This window comes from Oxalobacteraceae bacterium OTU3CINTB1 (genome assembly GCA_024123955.1).
Classification (GTDB): domain Bacteria; phylum Pseudomonadota; class Gammaproteobacteria; order Burkholderiales; family Burkholderiaceae_D; genus Rugamonas.
Genome location: CP099652.1, coordinates 6,056,407 through 6,074,047 on the forward strand (window position 1 = coordinate 6,056,407; position 17,641 = coordinate 6,074,047).

Consider the following 17,641-nt stretch of genomic DNA (forward strand, 5'->3'; position numbering starts at 1 on the left):
GGGTGGATTAGGCGGAACGCCGTAATCCGCCATCTGTGAGCCGCCGACGGAGCACGCATGGCGGATTACGCTGCGCTAATCCGCCCTACGTGATTTAACGTTAAACTCTGCTGCGCTTCCCATACCATCAGCAACTGGGCGCATACGGAGGCGGCGATCGCGGCAGGCAGCTTGTTGGTGATGCCGGCCAGGCCGATCGGGCAGACCATGGCGTCGATGCGGTCCTTCGGCAGGCCGCGCGCGGCCATCCGGCGTTCGAACTGCACACGCTTGGTCCTGGAGCCGATCAAACCAAACCAGCCGACATCCGCGCGCGCCAATATCGCTTCGCTCAAGCGTTGGTCGAGCGCGTGGCTGTGGGTCATTACAAGGTAACTGGCATCGGCCGGCGCGCCGGCGACCAGCGCCTCCGGCATGTCGGTCGCTTCGACAGTGACGTTGGCGGGTATAGTAGAGGGGAACATGTCCTCACGCTCGTCGATCCAGGTGACGGTGCACGGCAGCTCGCCCAGCATGCGGACAATGGCCGCGCCGACATGGCCCGCGCCGAACAATAGCAGATGCGCGCGCGGAGCCAGGCACGGATCGGCGAGCCAGCGGCAGCCGGCGGCATCTTTGATCACATGCGTACCGCGCTTGCGGTCAACCAATGGCGGGCTATCGCCCTCCCCCGCGAGCGTCCTGCCATCGGCATCCAGCAGCAGCGAGACAGACGGGCCGTCGATGGCGCTCAAGCGCCAGCTGTCTTCGCGATGACGTAGTCTCAAGCTCTCCAGCACGGAGCGCAGCGAAGCATCGACCAACTCGAATACCAGGTGCACCACGCCGCCGCAGCACTGACCCAAAGTCGGGCCTAGCGCATAGCGCTCCAGCCGCGCCGCTTGCGCGCCGTCCAGCATCCCGCGCGCCACCTCGACCGCGCACATCTCCAGATGTCCGCCACCGATCGTGTCGACCTGCCCTTGCGTCGTCACCAGCATCTTGGCGCCCGGTTCGCGCGGTCCGGAGCCTTCGACGATGGCCACCGTCACCAGCACCGCCGGCTCAGTGATCCGCGTTGTCAGCCACTCGTTCACTTAAGCCGCCATTTCCACTGCGGACACTGCGCGCAGTATCTCTTCGCTGGTCGCGGGCGCGTTCAGCGGCGGGTTGGCACGATGGCCACCGACGCTGGATATCGCGTCGCGGATCGCGAAGAACACAGAGAACGGCAGCAGCAGCGGCGGCTCGCCCACCGCCTTGGAGCGGTGGATGCTGTCCTCCACGTTGCCGTTGTCATAGAGCTTGACGCGGAAGTCCTCGGGGCAGTCGGACACGCCGGGAATCTTGTACGTGGACGGCGCGTGCGTCATCAGTTTGCCGGCCGGGTTCCACCACAGCTGCTCGGTGGTGAGCCAGCCCATGCCCTGGATGAAGGCGCCCTCCACCTGGCCGATGTCGATCGCCGGATTGAGCGAGCGGCCGGCGTCGTACAGCGCGTCCGCGCGCAGCAGCTTCCACTCGCCGGTCAGCGTGTCGACCACCACTTCGGAAACTGCGGCGCCGTAAGCGTAATACGAGAACGGATGGCCGTTCATCGTCTTCGGGTCCCAGTGCAGGCCCGGCGTGGCGTAAAAACCGTCGGACCAAAGCTGCACCCGCGCCAGGTACGCCTTCTGAACCAGCTCCGGGAACGGCACGGTATGGCCGTTGACATGGACGGCGTTGTCGAAGAAGCGCACCGGCTGGCCATCCTCGTCGCCGTACAGTTTGACCGCGTAGGCGGACAGGCGCTCGCGGATCTGGCGCGCTGCGTCCTGCGCCGCCTTGCCGTTCAAATCCGCGCCGGTCGATGCGGCCGTCGCCGACGTGTTCGACACCTTGCTGGTGTCGGTCGCCGTCGCGCGCACGTGCTCCATGTCCAGGCCCAGTTCATGCGCCACCACCTGCATCACCTTGGTGTTAATGCCCTGCCCCATCTCCGTGCCGCCGTGATTGACCAGCACCGAGCCGTCGACATACACGTGCACCAGCGCGCCGGCCTGGTTCAAGTGGGTGACGTTGAAGGCGATGCCGAACTTGAGCGGCGTGAGCGCCAGTCCTTTCTTCAGCACCGGGCTATTCGCGTTGTAGGCGTCGATGGCCTTGCGGCGGGCGCGGTACTCGCTGGTTTGTTCAAGCTCCGTCGTCAGCGCCTCGATCACGTTGTCCACGATCTCCTGGCCGTATGGCGTGACATTGCGCTCGGTCTTGCCGTAGAAATTCAGGCGGCGGATGTCGAGCGCGTCGCGGCCCAGGTTGCGCGCGATCTCGTCGATCACGTACTCGATGGCGATGGCGCCCTGCGGCCCGCCGAAACCCCGGAAGGCGGTGTTCGATTGCGTGTTGGTCTTGCCGCAAGCGGCGCGAATGTCCACGTCCGACAGATAGTAGGTATTGTCGAAGTGGCAGACGGCGCGCGTGGCCACGGGGCCGGACAAGTCGGCCGAGTAGCCTGCGCGCAGCGTCATGTCGACCTTGGCGGCAAGTATCTTGCCGCTGTCGTCGTAGCCCACTTCATATTCGTAGAAGAAGCAATGGCGCTTGCCGGTGACAAGCATGTCGTCGTCCCGGTCGGCGCGCAGCTTGACCGGCCGGCGCAGCTTGGCGGCGGCGATGCCCGCGGCGGCGGCCCACAGCGCCGATTGCGATTCCTTGCCGCCGAAACCACCGCCCATGCGGCGGCACTCGACCTGCACCTTGTGCGAATGGACGCCGATCGCATGGGCGACCACATGCTGCATCTCGCTCGGGTGCTGGGTGGAGCACTGCACCAGCATGCCGTTGTCCTCCTTCGGGATCGCGTAGGCGATCTGGCCCTCCAGGTAAAACTGCTCCTGGCCGCCGACGAACAACTGTCCCTTGACCACGCGCGGCGCCGTGTCGAAGGCGGTCTGGAACTCTCCGCGCTTGAGCTGCATCGGCGGCAGCACATACGATTGCGCGGCCTTGGCCTCCTGCGGCGTAAAAATGGCCGGCAGCTCGTCATAGTCGACGACGGCGCGGCGGGCGGCGCGACGGGCGTTGTCGTGCGTGTCGGCGACGACGATAAAGATCGGCTGGCCGACATACATCACCTCCTCCACGCAGAAGATCGGATCGTCGTGGATGATCGGGCCGCAGTCGTTGGTGCCGACGATGTCGCCGGCGGAGTAGACCGCCACCACGCCGGCCGAGGCGCGCACCGGCGCCAGGTCGATCGCGGTGATGCGCGCGTGCGCCTTCGACGACAGGCCAAGCGCGGCATGCAAGGTGCCTTGCAGTTCGGGTATATCGTCGGTGTAGGTGGCCTGGCCAAGCACGTGCAGCTCGGCCGATTCATGCGGACGGGCGACGCCGACGGCTTTCCACGCCTCGGCGGCGGCGGCCCTGGCGGCGTCTAAAGATACAGGAGCGGCTGGATGGTTCATGGTGGCTCCTTTCAGGCGCGGCATGCGAAGGCGTTGACGGCATCGGCCGCGAGCGGTGCATCCGCGCGCGTTTCGAACCAGAAGCGGCGCAGCAGGTTTTGCGCCGTCCGCATGCGGTAGGAACTGGAGGCGCGCATGTCCGACAGCGGCGCGAAGTCCTGCGCCAGCATGTCCATCGCCACGCGCAGATTGGCCTCGTTCCAGCGCAGACCAATCAGCGAGGCCTCGGCGCGGGGCGCGCGGCGCGGCGTCGCGGCCATGCCGCCGAAAGCGATGCGGGCGTCAACCACAACGTCGCCATCGAGCTCGAACGCGAACGCCGCACAAACGGCGGAGATATCCTGGTCGAAGCGCTTGGCCAGTTTATAGGTGCGGAATGCGATACCGGCGCGCGGCAGCGGCACGCGCACGGCGACGACGAATTCGTCCGCCCGCATATCCTTTTTCTGATAATCGAGGTAGAACGCCTCCAGCGGCAGCACGCGCCGGCCCGATGCGCTTTGCAGCACCACTTCGCTGCCGAGGGCGATCATCCACGGCATCGAATCGCCGATCGGCGAGCCGTTGGCGACGTTGCCACCCAGCGTGCCGGCGTTACGAATCGGCAGGGATGCGAAGCGCTGGCGCATTTCGCTCAATTGGGAAGGATACAGTTCGGCCAAGGCGCGATACGCATCGTCGAGTGACACGCCGGCGCCGATTTCCAGCATAGCGTCCTTCTCATTCATGGTTTGCAGCGCGGCGACGTGGCCGAGGTAGATGATGTCGCCCAGCTCGCGCATTTGCTTGGTGACCCACAGGCCGATGTCGGTGGAACCGGCCAGCAGCGTCGCCTCCGGATGCGCGGCGCGCAGCGCCACCAGTTCTTCCAGCGTGCGCGGCGCGTGGAAGGTCTGGCCATTGGCGGTATAACTCGCGCCGGCGTCGCGCCGCAGTCCGCGCAATTGCTCCGCCAGGGCTTCGCGGTCGAAACCGACCTTGGGCAGCTCCGTCATGCGGTGCGCGGCATCGATGATGGGACGGTAGCCGGTGCAGCGGCACAGGTTACCGGAAAGGCAGTCATCGATTTCCTTGCGCTGCGCCGGCCGGCCGTCCTTGTCCAGGTACATGCCCCACAACGACATCACGAAACCGGGCGTACAGAACCCGCATTGCGATCCATGGCATTCGACCATCGCTTGCTGCACCGGATGCAGCGCGCCGTCGGCCTGCTGCAAATCCTCGACCGTGAACAACGCCTTGCCGTCCAGGGTCGGCGCGAACTGGATGCAGGAGTTCACCGACTTCATCTCCAGCTGGCCGCCTGCGTTCAAGCTGCCGATGACGACCGTGCAGGCGCCGCAATCGCCTTCGGCGCAGCCTTCCTTGGTGCCGGTGCAATGCAAGTCCTCGCGCAGGTGCTGGAGCACGGTGCGCGTTGGCGCGGCGGTGGTGATCTCCTGGACCGCGCCACGGAAGTAAAAACGAATCGGTTCGGACATCGTGGTCTCAATCTGCAAATGGATGTGTGGCACGCCAATGATCGGCGATATCGATGCGGCGCGTGATCCAGACCTTGTCGTGCCCCTGCACGTAGTCGAGGAAGCGCGCCAGCGACGCCGCCCGCGCAGGCCGGCCGGCGATGCGGCAGTGCAGGCCGATCGACAGCATCTTCGGCTGGTTCAAGCCAATGGGGTCGCCTTCCGCGTACAGCACGTCGAAGGCGTCCTTCAGATAGTCGAAGAACTGCGTGCCGGAGTTGAAGCCCTGCGCGGCGGCGAAACGCATGTCGTTGGTGTCGAGCGTGTACGGCACGATCAGTTGCGGCGCCGTGGCGGCCTTGCCGTCGGCGTCGGTGTAGTCGACCTTTTGCCAGAACGGCAAGTCGTCGCCGTAGTGGTCGGAATCGTAGCGGAAGCCGCCGTGCTCCATCACCAGCCGGCGCGTATTGGGCGAATCGCGGCCCGTGTACCAGCCTTGCGGCGCGCTTCCCGTCAGTTCGCGGATGATATCGACCGCCTCCTTCATGTGCGCGCGCTCGGTGGCCTCGTCCATGTTTTGGTAGGTGATCCAGCGCAGGCCGTGGCAGGCGATTTCGTGCCCCAGCGACTCGAAGGCGGCCACCGCCTCCGGATGCCGCTTGAGCGCCATCGACACGCCGAACACCGTCAGCGGCAGCTTGCGCTCCTCGAACATGCGCAGCAGGCGCCACAAACCGGCGCGCGAACCGTACTCGTACAGCGATTCCATGCTCATGTGGCGGTTGCTGAACGAGGCCGCGCCGATGATCTCGGACAGGAATGTTTCCGATCCGGCATCACCGTGCAGCACGTTGTTCTCGCCGCCCTCCTCGTAGTTCAGCACGAACTGCAAGGCCACCCGGGCCTCATTGGGCCACTGGGCGTGGGGCGGTTTCGGCCCGTAGCCGATCATGTCGCGCGGATAGTTGTCGTAAGTGGTCATGGGCGCCGGCAAGTCGATGGGGAATATATCTGTAATCATATATGCGCAGACCGCCATCGGTATATGATTTGTACGATAGATACTTATGACGTACACATATAGGACAACCATGGGCAAGCTCAGTACGCACGTTCTCGACATCACGCAGGGCAAGCCGGGCGCCGGCGTGAAGGTGGCGCTGTACGCCGTCGGCGCGCAGGGGCGCATCCTCATCAAAACCGACGTCACCAATGCCGACGGCCGCTGTTCGGCGCCGCTGCTGGAGGGCGAAACCATGAAAGCGGGGAAGTATGAGCTGGTTTTCGGCGCCGGCGATTATTTCGCCGCGCAGGGGGTGGAGCTGCCGGAGCCACGCTTTATCGACGAGGTGACGATCGCCTTTGGCGTGGCCGGCGCGGAGCAGAATTACCACGTGCCGCTGGTGGTGTCTCCCTGGGCTTATTCGACTTATCGGGGTAGCTGAGAGGCGTTGGCGGCTCATAGATGGCGGATTACGGCGTTCCGCCTAATCCGCCCTACGTGTCTCCGTGGCAGACCGAATGAAACAGTGAAAGCAGGCCACGAACCCTTGGTCCCACGAGGAGACACGTAGGGCGGATTAGCGCAGCGTAATCCGCCATGTGTGAGCCCCCATCAGCGCTTGTCTGCGGCAAAGAAAGCTCCTAAGATGCGCACCATGACCGAATCCCATTCCGCCCTCGAGGCGTCCTTCCTGCAACAGGCCGTTGAACTGCACCAGCAGGGCCGCCTCCAACCGGCGCAAGCGCTGTACCGCCAGGTGCTCGACCTCAATCCCCGCCAGTTCGACGCGCTGCATCTGCTGGGCGTGATCGCCCGCCAGCAGGGCGACGCGGCAACCGCCATCGCGCTGATCTCGCAGGCGATCGACATCGACGGCCAGCAAGCCAAGGCCCACGCCAACCTCGGCGCTGCGCTGCTCGACGCCGGACGCGCCGACGAAGCGCTGGCCAGCCACGAACGCGCCATCGCCCTGCTGCCCGACTACGCCATGGCCTGGAGCAATCGCGGCAACGCGCTGCGCAAGCTTGGACGACTCGACGAGGCGCTACTCAGCTACCAGCGCGCGATCGAGCTTCAACCGCATTACGCCGAGGCGCACTGCAACCGCGCCATCGTGCTGCAGGACCAGGCCCGCTATCTGGAGGCATTGGGCGCGGCGGAAGATGCGCTGAACATCAAGGACCGCTACGCCGACGCCTGGTTCGCGCGCGGCAACGCGCTGCACTGCCTGCGCCTGCTGCCGGATGCGGTGGAGAGCTTCGACCGCGCCATCCATCTGCGGCCAGAATGGGCGGAGGCCTACAGCGCGCAGGGTTTAAGCCTGTTCCGGCTGGGCGAATTCGAGGCGGCGCTGGACAGCTACGACCACGCGCTCAAGCTGAAACCGGACCACGCGCTGGCGCACTACCATCGCGGCAACGCCCTTCGCTCGCTGGCGCGCAACGACGAGGCGATCGCCGCCTACCGCGCCGCGCTGACCCATGGCGACAATCCGGAAACCATCGCTTTCGCGCTGGCGTCGCTGGGCGTCGGCGAGACGCCGGCCGCGCTGCCGGCCGAATATGTGCGCTCCCTGTTCGACCAATACGCCAACCACTTCGACGAGCATCTGGTGCAAGTGCTGGACTACCAGACCCCGGCCTATCTCGACGGGATGCTGCGGCGGGTGGCGCCGTCGACCGGCCTTGACACCCTGGACATCGGCTGCGGTACCGGCCTGTGCGCGCCGTATCTGACGGAATACTCGCATCGACTCGACGGCGTCGACCTGTCGCAGCAGATGCTGGACAAGGCGGCCGAACGCGGCGGCTACGACACGCTGGCCTGCGCCGATCTACTGAGCTATCTGGACGGTTACGACAACCATTGGGACCTGGCGGTTGCCGCCGACGTCTTCGTCTACATCGGCGACCTGCAACCCGTGTTCGAGCGGGTACGGCGCGCGTTGAGGCCCGGCGGACGCTTTTGCTTCTCCGTCGAAGCCGGCGACGGCGCCGACTTCACCTTGCGCCCCACCAACCGCTATGCCCACACGCTGGGCTATCTGGAGCGCCTGGCGCAAGCCACCGGCTTTGACATCCTGGCAGCCGAACCACTGGCCGCACGACAGGAAAACGGCGCGACCATCGCCGGCCACGCCCTGATCCTGCGCTGCTCGAAGTAAACCCGCCGGCCTTTAGCGATACGCTTGCCGTACCGCTTAGGGGTCGTACCCAGCAGGGTACGACCCCGGCTAGCCGTGCGGGTTGCTCTTACTTGCTGTAGTCCATAATCAACCGCGTCAACAGATACAGGCGCGGCGCAATGCTGTCGACTTCGATATATTCCTCCGCCGTGTGGATGCCGCCGCCGACGATGCCCAGGCCGTCGATGGTGGGCACGCCGGCCGCCGCGATCAGGCTCGAATCGGCCGCGCCGCCGCTGCCTTCCAAGGTCAGCTTCTTGCCCAACTCGGCGTAGATGGCCTGCGCGCGCGCCGCCATGCCGTCGGTCGCGGCGTTTTGCGGCATCGGCGGGAAGCCACGGCGCAGCTTCGCGCTCACCTGCGTGTCCGGGATCAGCTTGTTGGCGGAAATGCGCGCCATATCTTTTTCGACGCGGTCGAACTCCTCCGCCACCGCCACGCGCACATCGGCTTCGGCGTGCGCGGCGTCCGGTATGACGTTGCTGCGCTCGCCCGCCTTGATCACCGTGAAGTTGACGGTGGTCTGCTTGCCGGGGTCGCCCAGTTTGCTCAGTTGCAGCACCTGGTGCGCCGCCTCCATGGCGGCGTTGCGGCCCGCATCCGGCGCCACGCCCGCGTGCGCCGCCTTGCCCTTGACATCGAGCTCGATGCCGCCGCTGCCCTTGCGCCAGATCACCAGGCCATCGGCCGGGCGGCCCGGCTCCAGGTTGAAGGCCACGTCATGTTCGCGCGCCTGCTTGTTGATCAGCGCCAGCGTGCCGGCCGAGCCGGTTTCCTCGTTGGTGTTGAGGATCAGCGTCACCTTGGCGTAGTCGTCGAATTTGGCCTCGCGCAGCAGCTTCATCGCATACAGCGCCATGACGATGCCGCCCTTGTCATCCATGATGCCCGGACCGTAGGCACGCTTGCCGTCCACGCGGAAGCGCCGCGCGGCGGCGGCGCCATCGCCGAACACGGTGTCCATGTGCGCCACCAGCAGGATGCGGCCCTTGCCCTTGCCGGTCCAGGTTGCGATGACGTTGCTCGACTTGGCCGGCGACGCCGGCAGGACCTCGATGCGCGCGCCGAGCTTTTTCAATTCCTCTCGCGCGATGGCGCCGACCTTGTCCAGCCCCGCTTCGTTGTAGGTGCCGGAGTCGATGTTGACCAGCCGCTCGAGCAGCGCCAGCGCCTCCGGTTTGGCTTTTTCGGCCTGCGCCAGCAAGGCCTGGTTCAGCGGCGCGGCTTGTGCCGCCGCGCCGCCCAACCCCAACATCAAGCCAAGCAAAACAAAGTTCTTACGCATGATCGATGAGCCTTATCGTTATATGGAAGTAAGCTCCATAGTAACGCCTGGTCAACGCAATGACCACAAGGTATGCACCTCAACCGCGCGAACCCAGGACCTGGCTGAATTGCTGCTTCTCTTCGGCCGACGCGGTCGGGCGTTTAACGGCCGTGGTCAACGCCGCCCGCAGGTTGGGCGTGAGCTCCACATCGCCACTGGTCACCGAGCTCAGAGTTTCCCGCACCAGATCGCTGGAGGCGCCTTTCGACAACTGCGTGATGGCGATATTGGATGCCTCCCCGGGCGAGCTCAGCCGGTAGAGCTTCTGCACGGCCAGCGCCCGCACCATCTCGCTGCCCTGGCCTTCCGCCGCCTGATTCAGGAGCTGGACGGCATCGCTGCGCAGATTGGCGGTATCGCCGGTTTTCTGCTCCGCCAAGGTGCCGATGAAATTGAGCCGCGCCACGGCGGTTCGTTCATCGGCAGGCTTGCCGGCCTTCAAATCGGCCAGCGCCGCCACGAGGACATCCTGCGGCACCTGGCCGGGCAGATTGAAGTAGGTCTCGTACATCTCCGCGAACTTGCTTTCGTTCTTGCCCTCCCAGATGGCGTTCGCCTCTTGCAATACGACGCCGCGGCCAGCCGGCGACGCCACCAGCAGCGCCCGCAGCATGTCGCGCTCCATGGCCTGTTCGTCCGGCATGCCGTGATAGAACTGTTCCACGGCTTTGCCGACGCCAGGATCGGTTTCGATCCCGGCCAGCAGCCGGGTCTGGAGTTCTTCAACCTCCTGCGCGGTCAGGTTTTGCCGCTTCAGGATCTTGTCGACGAAGTGACGAAGACTGGCTGCCGCCTCGTCGGCAGTGAATGGCTTGACGGCCGCGGCGCCCTCCTCCCCGGCGCCGGATGCCACGTGGACGGCGTCCGCCTTGGCGAACAACGTCGCTGGCGCGGCGGAGGCCGCCGGAGCGCGCGCCAATAGCGCGTCCATGCCGTTGACGTGCGGCGCGCCGGCCTTGTCCGCACGCGGCTCGCCGCGGGACAGGTAGTAGCCGCCGGCGGCGATCAACAGACACGCACCGATCACCGCTGCCGCAGCCAGCCGGCGCGAGGAGAAATGAATATTGGAAGGCATCGCAGTACGCCCTCCTTAAATTTTCTCGTACTGGCAGCTGCTGCCACGCCACTCGGGCAAATAGCCATCGACGTTGTAGGTGCCGCCGACATAGGTGCAACGCCAGCTGGTGCCGCCCAACCAGTCGTTGCGGAAGCCGGCCGGGCAGTCATTGTCAATCGAGAGGTAGTTCTGGGCGCCAAGCACCCGGATCCTGCCCATCCGTTCGCTGAAGTTGATGACCGCCCGGCCTTTGTATCCCTTGTTGGGGGTGCAAGTGATGGTCTCGCTTCGAATGTTGCAGGCCGTCCAGGACCGGTTGGCCGACGCGTTGACTTCCATGCCACCGATACGGGTCGGTATCGCCCATTTGCCACCGATGTTGAAGCCGGTCGTCCTGCAGCTGGAATGGCCGGTCGTCAACGCCACGCTACCGCAGCTGCCACCGCGATTGCCGAAGCAATAGTGCCATTCCGAACCGTCGAGGTAGTACCCGTGCTGGTTCTTGCCGAGCCAGCCTTCGAAACGCGTATCCAGCGCCTGGGCTCCTGCCATGCCGCTGAAAACAGACATCAAAACAAACAACAAAACTATCTTTATGGATTTCATCATGGGTTCCTAAGTGAGGTTTGCACTGTGATGGGTGGCGATGGGTGTAGCGATGTCTGAGACTTTTTTTCTAATGAACAACCATGCGCAGCTTACAAATCTTTTGTTACGACATCGTTACGACATGAAACTAGTACAACTTGCACCCGACTCATCCATGCCTTAAAATTCCAAACTGATCATGCTCTGGGCCTGCAACCGCTGCACGGCGACCAGTTTTCCAGACTCTTTACGGTGACAATTGGATACCGTGCCCTTATGGGTGCAACTGCTTGCACTCGCCCTCCTGATTTTGTGCTCGGCCTTTTTCGCCATGGCCGAAACCGCCCTGATGGCGGCCAACCGCTATCGCCTGCGCCACGAGGCCAAGCGCGGCAGCCGCGCCGCGATCACCACCTTGTGGCTGCTCGACCGCACCGATAAGCTGCTGTCGCTGATCCTGATCGCCAATACGCTGGTCAATGCCATGGCCACCGCGCTGGTGACGTCGATCGCCATCGAATACTTCGGCCACGACGACAACGTCATCATCATCTCCACCGGCGTGGTGGCGTTCCTGCTGATCGTGTTCGCCGAGATCTCGCCGAAGATGATCGGCGCCACCTATCCGGAGCGCATCGCGCTGCCCACCAGCGTGGTGCTGCGGCCGCTGATGACGCTGTTCAAGCCGGTGCTGTGGTTCGTCAACCTGTTCGTCACGCAAGTGCTGCGGCTGTTTCGCACCAAGGCCGGCGCCCACCTGCAGGACGAGCGCGTGTCGCCGGAGGAGCTGCGCTCGATCGTGCTCGAGGGCGGCAACTTCATTCCGCAAAAGCACAAGAGCATCCTGCTCAACCTGTTCGACCTGGAAACCATCGTCGTCGAGGACATCATGACGCCGCGCTCGCAGATCGAGGCGCTCGACCTGGAACAGTCGGTCGAGGGGATCAAGCGCGAGCTGACCACCTGCTACCACAACAAGCTGCCGGTCTACGAAGGCGAGATCAACCGTATCGTCGGCATCCTGCACGTGCGCAAGGCGGTGGCGCTGCTGAACCAGGAAGAAGAACTGACGGTCGAGCATTTCCGCGCGCTGCTGACCACGCCGTACTTCATTCCGCAGGACACCGGCGTCTTCACCCAGCTGCAGTACTTCCAGGAGCGCAAAGAGCGCTTGGGCATCATCGTCGACGAATACGGCGAAGTGCAGGGACTGGTGACACTGGACGACATCATCGAGGAAATGATCGGCGAATTCACGACATCGATGCCTGGCGACGCCCGCGCCGACAGCTTCGCCTGGAACGAGCAGGGCGAGTGCCTGCTCGAGGGCGCCACCGCGCTGCGCGACGTCAACAAACGCCTGGGCCTGAACTTCCCGCTCGACGGCCCAAAAACGCTGAACGGCATGCTGCTCGAACTGTTGCAGGAAATTCCAGAGGCGCCGATCAGTATCAAAATCGGCAACTGCATCATCGAGGTGATCCAGGCGCATGATCAATCGATCAAGGTCGTCAAATTGATACGTCCGGGCACGAAACGCGGTTAAACGCGGTGTCTGATTGCCAAGCCCATGTGGCTAACGCAACACCCGGGCGTACAATCGTTTCTTGGCAGCGACAAATAGACGACAAGGCTTTACAAAATTAATGCTCAAGAGCATGATTCTTTGACCGCCCGCCCCCTATCAAGATAGATGCTTCTATGGCAGCAGTCCTCCCCAACGCCGCGCCAGGCGCCCCGATGCCGGGACTGGCGCGCGCATTGCTGCAAGCCGGACGGCTCTCCGCCATGCAAGCCGAAGCATTGCAAAAAAAGGCCGTGCTCGACAAGCTGGCCTTCATCGACGTGCTGCTCTCGAGCGGCGTCATCGACGCCCGCGCCCTCGCCGCCTTTTGCTCCGAAACGTTCGCCTACCCGCTGATCGATGTGGCCACGCTCAACGTCGACGCGTTGCCGGCCAAGGCCATCGACAACAAGCTGATGCAGGCCCAGCGCGTCATCGCCCTGGCCAAGCGCGGCAACAAGATGTCGGTGGCCATTTCCGATCCCACCAATCTGCAAGCGCTCGACCAGATCAAGTTCCAGACCGAGTCCACGGTCGAGCCGGTCATCGTGGCGCACGACGCGCTGCTGCAGTTGTTGGCCCGGCTCAACAAGAGCAGCGAACAAAGCATCTCGGACCTCGCCGGCGACGACGCGGACATCCAGTTCGCCGAGGAGGAAAGCGCGGCGGCGGCGGTGACGGCGGCGGCCGAGTCGGCCACCAACGATGTCGAGGACGCGCCGGTGGTGCGCTTCCTCAACAAGATGCTGATGGACGCCGTCAACATGGGCGCGTCGGACTTGCACTTCGAACCGTTCGAGAAATTCTACCGGGTGCGCTTCCGCGTCGACGGCGTGCTGATGGAACACGCCCAGCCGCCGATCTCGATCAAGGAAAAGCTGGTCTCGCGCATCAAGGTGCTCGCCAAGCTCGACATCTCGGAGAAGCGCGTGCCGCAGGACGGCCGCATGCGCCTGATCGTTTCGCCAACCAAGACCGTCGACTTGCGCATCTCGACCCTGCCCACCCTGTTCGGCGAGAAGACCGTCATGCGTATCCTCGACGCCACGCAGGCGCAGATGGGCATCGACGCGCTCGGTTACGACCCGGACCAGAAGGAACTGCTGCTCGACGCCATCCAGCGCCCGTACGGCATGGTGCTGGTGACCGGCCCGACCGGCTCGGGCAAGACGGTGTCGCTGTACACCTGCCTGAACGTCATCAACAAGCCCGGCATCAACATTTCCACCGCCGAGGACCCGGCCGAGATCAACCTGCCTGGTGTGAACCAGGTCAACGTCAACGACAAGGCCGGCTTGACGTTCCCGGTGGCGCTGAAGTCCTTCCTGCGCCAGGATCCGGACATCATCATGGTCGGCGAGATCCGCGACCTGGAGACGGCCGACATCGCCATCAAGGCCGCGCAGACCGGGCACATGGTCTTTTCCACCTTGCACACCAACGATGCGCCATCGACCTTGACGCGCCTCATGAACATGGGCGTGGCGCCGTTTAACATCGCCTCGTCGGTGATACTGATCACGGCGCAGCGGCTGGCGCGGCGGCTGTGCAACTGCAAGCAGCCGGTGGACATCTCGCATGACCTGCTGCTCAAGGCCGGCTTCAAGCCGCACGAGCTGGACGGCAGCTGGAAGCCCTACGGCCCGGTCGGCTGCGAGCGCTGCAACGGCGGCGGCTACAAGGGCCGGGTCGGCATCTACCAGATCATGCCGATCACGCCGGCCATCGAAAGCATCATCCTCGCGCACGGCAACTCGATGGAAATCGCCGCCAAGTCCGAGGAGGAAGGCGTGAAGTCGTTGCGCCAGTCGGGGCTGGTGAAGGTCAGGAACGGCCTGACCAGCCTGGAAGAAGTGCTCGGCTGCACCAACGAATAAGCAGTGAACAAGGGGGACAACGATCATGGCGACTTCGGGCAACGCGGGCAACCAGGTCAAGGAAATGATCTTCGCCTGGGAAGGCAAGGACAAGACCGGCAAGACCGTGCGCGGGGAGATGCGCGCCGGCGGCGAAGCGGTGGTCAACGTCACCTTGCGCCGGCAAGGCATCATGGTCACCAAGGTCAAGAAGAAGGCCTACCGCAGCGGCAAGCGCATCACCGACAAGGATATCTCGCTGTTCACGCGCCAGCTGGCGACGATGATGAAGGCCGGCGTGCCGCTGCTGCAATCGTTCGACATCGTCGGCAAGGGCCACGCCAACCCGTCCGTCTCCAAGCTGGTGATGGACCTGCGCGCCGACATCGAAACCGGCACCAGCCTGAACCAGGCTTTCCGCAAATTCCCGCTGTACTTCGACCCGCTGTTCTGCAACCTGGTCGGCGCCGGCGAACAGGCCGGCATTCTGGAGGACCTGCTGACGCGGCTGGCGATCTACAAGGAAAAAACGCTGGCCATGAAGGCCAAGATCAAGTCGGCGCTGATGTATCCGGTGTCCATCCTCGCGGTCGCGTTCGTCGTCACGGCGGTGATCATGATCTGGGTGGTGCCGGCGTTCAAGGAGGTGTTCGCCAGCTTCGGCGCCAACCTGCCGGCGCCGACCTTGTTCGTCATGGCGCTGTCGGAGTTCTTCGTGACGTGGTGGCACGTGATCTTCTTCACCATCGGCATGGGGCTGTATCTGTTCTTCCGCGCGTGGCAGCGCTCCTTGCAAATGCAGCGCTTCATGGACAAGCTGCTGCTCAAGCTGCCGGTGTTCGGCGAGGTCATTCGCAAAGCCACGATCGCCCGCTGGACCCGCACCTTGGCGACGATGTTCGCCGCCGGCGTGCCGCTGGTCGAATCGCTCGACTCGGTCGGCGGCGCCGCCGGCAACGCGGTGTACCTGGACGCCACGCGCAAGATCCAGAACGAAGTCAGCACCGGCACCAGCCTGACGGTGGCGATGCAGAACGTCGAGGTGTTTCCCAACATGGTCACGCAGATGGTCGCCATCGGCGAGGAATCGGGCTCGCTCGACGCCATGCTGGGCAAGGTCGCCGATTTCTATGAAGAGGAAGTGGACGAGGCGGTGGCGTCGCTGTCGAGTCTGATGGAGCCGGCGATCATGGTGATCCTGGGCGTGCTGATCGGCGGGCTGGTGGTGGCGATGTATTTACCGATATTCAAGTTGGGGTCGGTGGTTTAAGGCGTCGAATTCAGGCTATGATTGGAATTTCAAATATTGCAACCATCATTCATGAGCCCCTTTCGACGCATGCTGGCGCTGATCCTCTGCGCCGTCCTACCGCAGGTGGCGATCGCGGCCGACGCCGCCCCCATCCCGCTTGCCACGTTCTTTAAAAAATCGGCCACCACGGGCGCCACGCTATCGCCCAACGGCCGCTTTGTCGCCCTGCGCAAGCTATCGCCGAGTGGCCGCACGATGCTGGCGGTGGTCGATGTCGCCGAGCCCTCGCCGCGCGCGATCGTTAACTTCCGCAACGCCGATGTCGATTCCTTCGCCTGGCTCAACGACGAACGCCTGACCTACACCCTGATCAACGTGGATCACGACGGCGAGGCCGGCAAGCCGGGCATGCACGCGATCAACCGCGACGGCAAACACCGTACCTTCCTGTCGCCGACGATAGTGCGCAAGCGCTCGTTCTCGGAAAGCGACATCGTCGATCACAGCTACCAGTCGGACACCTACGTCCATGGATTCCCTCCCGCCGATGGGGAATCCATGTTGGTCCTCGCTAACTACCCCACCGGCGAGCAAAAATTGGCGCGCCTCAACACCGGCAACGCCAGCGTCTTCCCGCTGACGGCGCCGAGTGGCACTTACGGCTGGTTGCTCGATACGCGAGGCGCGCTCCGCATTGCCGTCGCCAAGCGCAATAAACGCGTCGTCACCTTCTATATCGACAAGGACAACTGGCGCGAGATCGACAACCGCGACGAGGACGCCGAATCCAGCTTCGATCCACTGCTGTACGTGGACGATCAGCTATTTGTCAGCGCGCGCAACGGCAATGATGAAAAGAGCGTCCATCGCTACGACTTGGCCAAGAATGCCATCGATCCCAAGCCACTCATCAATGCTCCCGGCTTCGACACCGACGGCACCTTCATCCTCGGCGACAAGAAAATGCTGGGCTTTCGCTTCACCGCCGAGTCCGAGACCACCGTGTGGTTTGACGACCGGATGAAGGCAATTCAGAAAGAGATCGACCAACTGCTGCCCGGGATGGTCAACCGGATCTCGCGCGGCCGCGCCAGCGAGACGCCTTATGTGTTGATCGACAATTATTCAGACGTCGAGAACCACGCTTACGTCCTCTACAACACCGAAACCAAGCAACAGATTCTGCTGGGCGAAACCACACCGGATATCCCCGCCGACCGAATGGCCCACACCTCGATGGTACGCTACAAGGCACGCGACGGCATGCCGATCCCGGCGTTTCTGACCCTGCCGAACGGCGCCGCCCAAAAGAAGCTGCCGACGGTGGTGCTGGTCGGCCCGAGGCCGGACCGGCGCGGCGGCGGCTGGGAATGGAACGCCGAGGTGCAATTCCTCGCGTCGCGCGGTTACGCGGTGCTGCAGCCCCAGCCGCGCGGCGTCGCCGGCTTTGGCCGCGCGCATTTGCGGGCGGGCATTAACCAGGCCGGCCGCGCGGCGCAGGACGACATCGCTGATGCTGTCAAAGGAGCCGTGGCTGCCGGCCACGCCGATCCGGCGCGGGTGTGCATCGCCGGCACCGGCTACGGTGGCTATGCAGCCATGATGGGCCTGCTCAGGGACGCGGACACCTTCGCTTGCGGGATCAGCTGGTCGGGCCTGACGACATACCAGAACAATCCGGACGACGGTAAACTGAAGAATATCAAGCGGCCATTGCTGCTGGCATACGGTACCGACGACGAAGCGGTGGACTACAAACAGGCACTGGCGTTCTATCAAACGCTCAAGGGCGGCAATCCGCAAGCTGAATGGCTGGAATACACCTCGACCGTCGACGATTGGAAGACGCAGAAGAATCGCATCGACCTTTGGCGGCACATCGAAAGCTTCCTGGCCCGGCAGATCGGCGCCAAATAGCGGG

General features: G+C 63.9%; 13 protein-coding genes. 6 read left to right on the plus strand and 7 right to left on the minus strand.

Translation table 11 applies throughout. The features are described from left to right. Nucleotides 1–65: 65 nt before the first annotated feature. The 4 genes from xdhC to puuE are packed head-to-tail and all read right to left on the minus strand — an operon-like array spanning nt 66 to nt 5,870. Nucleotides 66–1,076, minus strand: a complete 1,011-nt coding sequence (xdhC, locus tag NHH73_26210) for a xanthine dehydrogenase accessory protein XdhC (GenBank protein ID USX26021.1) — start codon at nt 1,074–1,076, stop codon at nt 66–68. Continuing rightward, nucleotides 1,077–3,428, minus strand: a complete 2,352-nt coding sequence (gene xdhB, locus NHH73_26215) for a xanthine dehydrogenase molybdopterin binding subunit (protein ID USX26022.1) — start codon at nt 3,426–3,428, stop codon at nt 1,077–1,079. 11 nt (nt 3,429–3,439) lie between these two features. After that, entirely contained in the window at nt 3,440–4,909 is a 1,470-nt protein-coding gene (xdhA, locus tag NHH73_26220) for a xanthine dehydrogenase small subunit (protein ID USX26023.1), read from the minus strand. 7 nt (nt 4,910–4,916) lie between these two features. After that, nucleotides 4,917–5,870, minus strand: coding sequence for an allantoinase PuuE (gene puuE / locus NHH73_26225; protein USX29714.1), 954 nt, complete (start codon nt 5,868–5,870; stop codon nt 4,917–4,919). Nucleotides 5,871–5,979: 109 nt separating this feature from the next. Here puuE and uraH point away from each other — a divergent pair, with 109 nt between their 5' ends. Further along, nucleotides 5,980–6,333 carry a hydroxyisourate hydrolase gene (gene uraH, locus NHH73_26230; protein ID USX26024.1) on the plus strand — a complete coding sequence of 118 codons (354 nt, stop codon included), beginning with the start codon at nt 5,980–5,982 and terminating at the stop codon, nt 6,331–6,333. Nucleotides 6,334–6,546: 213 nt separating this feature from the next. Further along, entirely contained in the window at nt 6,547–8,055 is a 1,509-nt protein-coding gene (locus NHH73_26235) for a tetratricopeptide repeat protein (protein ID USX26025.1), read from the plus strand. An 88-nt stretch (nt 8,056–8,143) separates the two neighbouring features. Here NHH73_26235 and NHH73_26240 read toward each other — a convergent pair whose 3' ends face one another. From NHH73_26240 to NHH73_26250, 3 genes are all read right to left on the minus strand, one after another. Next, the gene (locus tag NHH73_26240; protein ID USX29715.1) at nt 8,144–9,331 is read right to left on the minus strand and encodes a glutamate carboxypeptidase; all 1,188 of its coding nucleotides are present in this window, start codon (nt 9,329–9,331) and stop codon (nt 8,144–8,146) included. A 109-nt stretch (nt 9,332–9,440) separates the two neighbouring features. Then, nucleotides 9,441–10,478, minus strand: a complete 1,038-nt coding sequence (locus NHH73_26245; GenBank protein USX26026.1) for a hypothetical protein — start codon at nt 10,476–10,478, stop codon at nt 9,441–9,443. A 15-nt stretch (nt 10,479–10,493) separates the two neighbouring features. Further along, nucleotides 10,494–11,069 carry a hypothetical protein gene (locus NHH73_26250; protein USX26027.1) on the minus strand — a complete coding sequence of 192 codons (576 nt, stop codon included), beginning with the start codon at nt 11,067–11,069 and terminating at the stop codon, nt 10,494–10,496. Between the two features lie 238 nt (nt 11,070–11,307). Between NHH73_26250 and NHH73_26255 the strand changes: the two genes are divergently transcribed. The 4 genes from NHH73_26255 (at nt 11,308) to NHH73_26270 (ending at nt 17,637) form a co-directional block, all read left to right on the plus strand. Next, a complete protein-coding gene (locus NHH73_26255) occupies nt 11,308–12,594 on the plus strand; it encodes an HlyC/CorC family transporter (GenBank protein USX26028.1) in 1,287 nt (428 codons plus the stop codon). A gap of 155 nt (nt 12,595–12,749) precedes the next feature. Continuing rightward, the gene (gene pilB / locus NHH73_26260; GenBank protein ID USX26029.1) at nt 12,750–14,489 is read left to right on the plus strand and encodes a type IV-A pilus assembly ATPase PilB; all 1,740 of its coding nucleotides are present in this window, start codon (nt 12,750–12,752) and stop codon (nt 14,487–14,489) included. A 25-nt stretch (nt 14,490–14,514) separates the two neighbouring features. Further along, entirely contained in the window at nt 14,515–15,738 is a 1,224-nt protein-coding gene (locus NHH73_26265) for a type II secretion system F family protein (GenBank protein ID USX26030.1), read from the plus strand. A gap of 51 nt (nt 15,739–15,789) precedes the next feature. Beyond that, nucleotides 15,790–17,637, plus strand: a complete 1,848-nt coding sequence (locus NHH73_26270; protein ID USX26031.1) for a prolyl oligopeptidase family serine peptidase — start codon at nt 15,790–15,792, stop codon at nt 17,635–17,637. Nucleotides 17,638–17,641 lie beyond the last annotated feature (4 nt).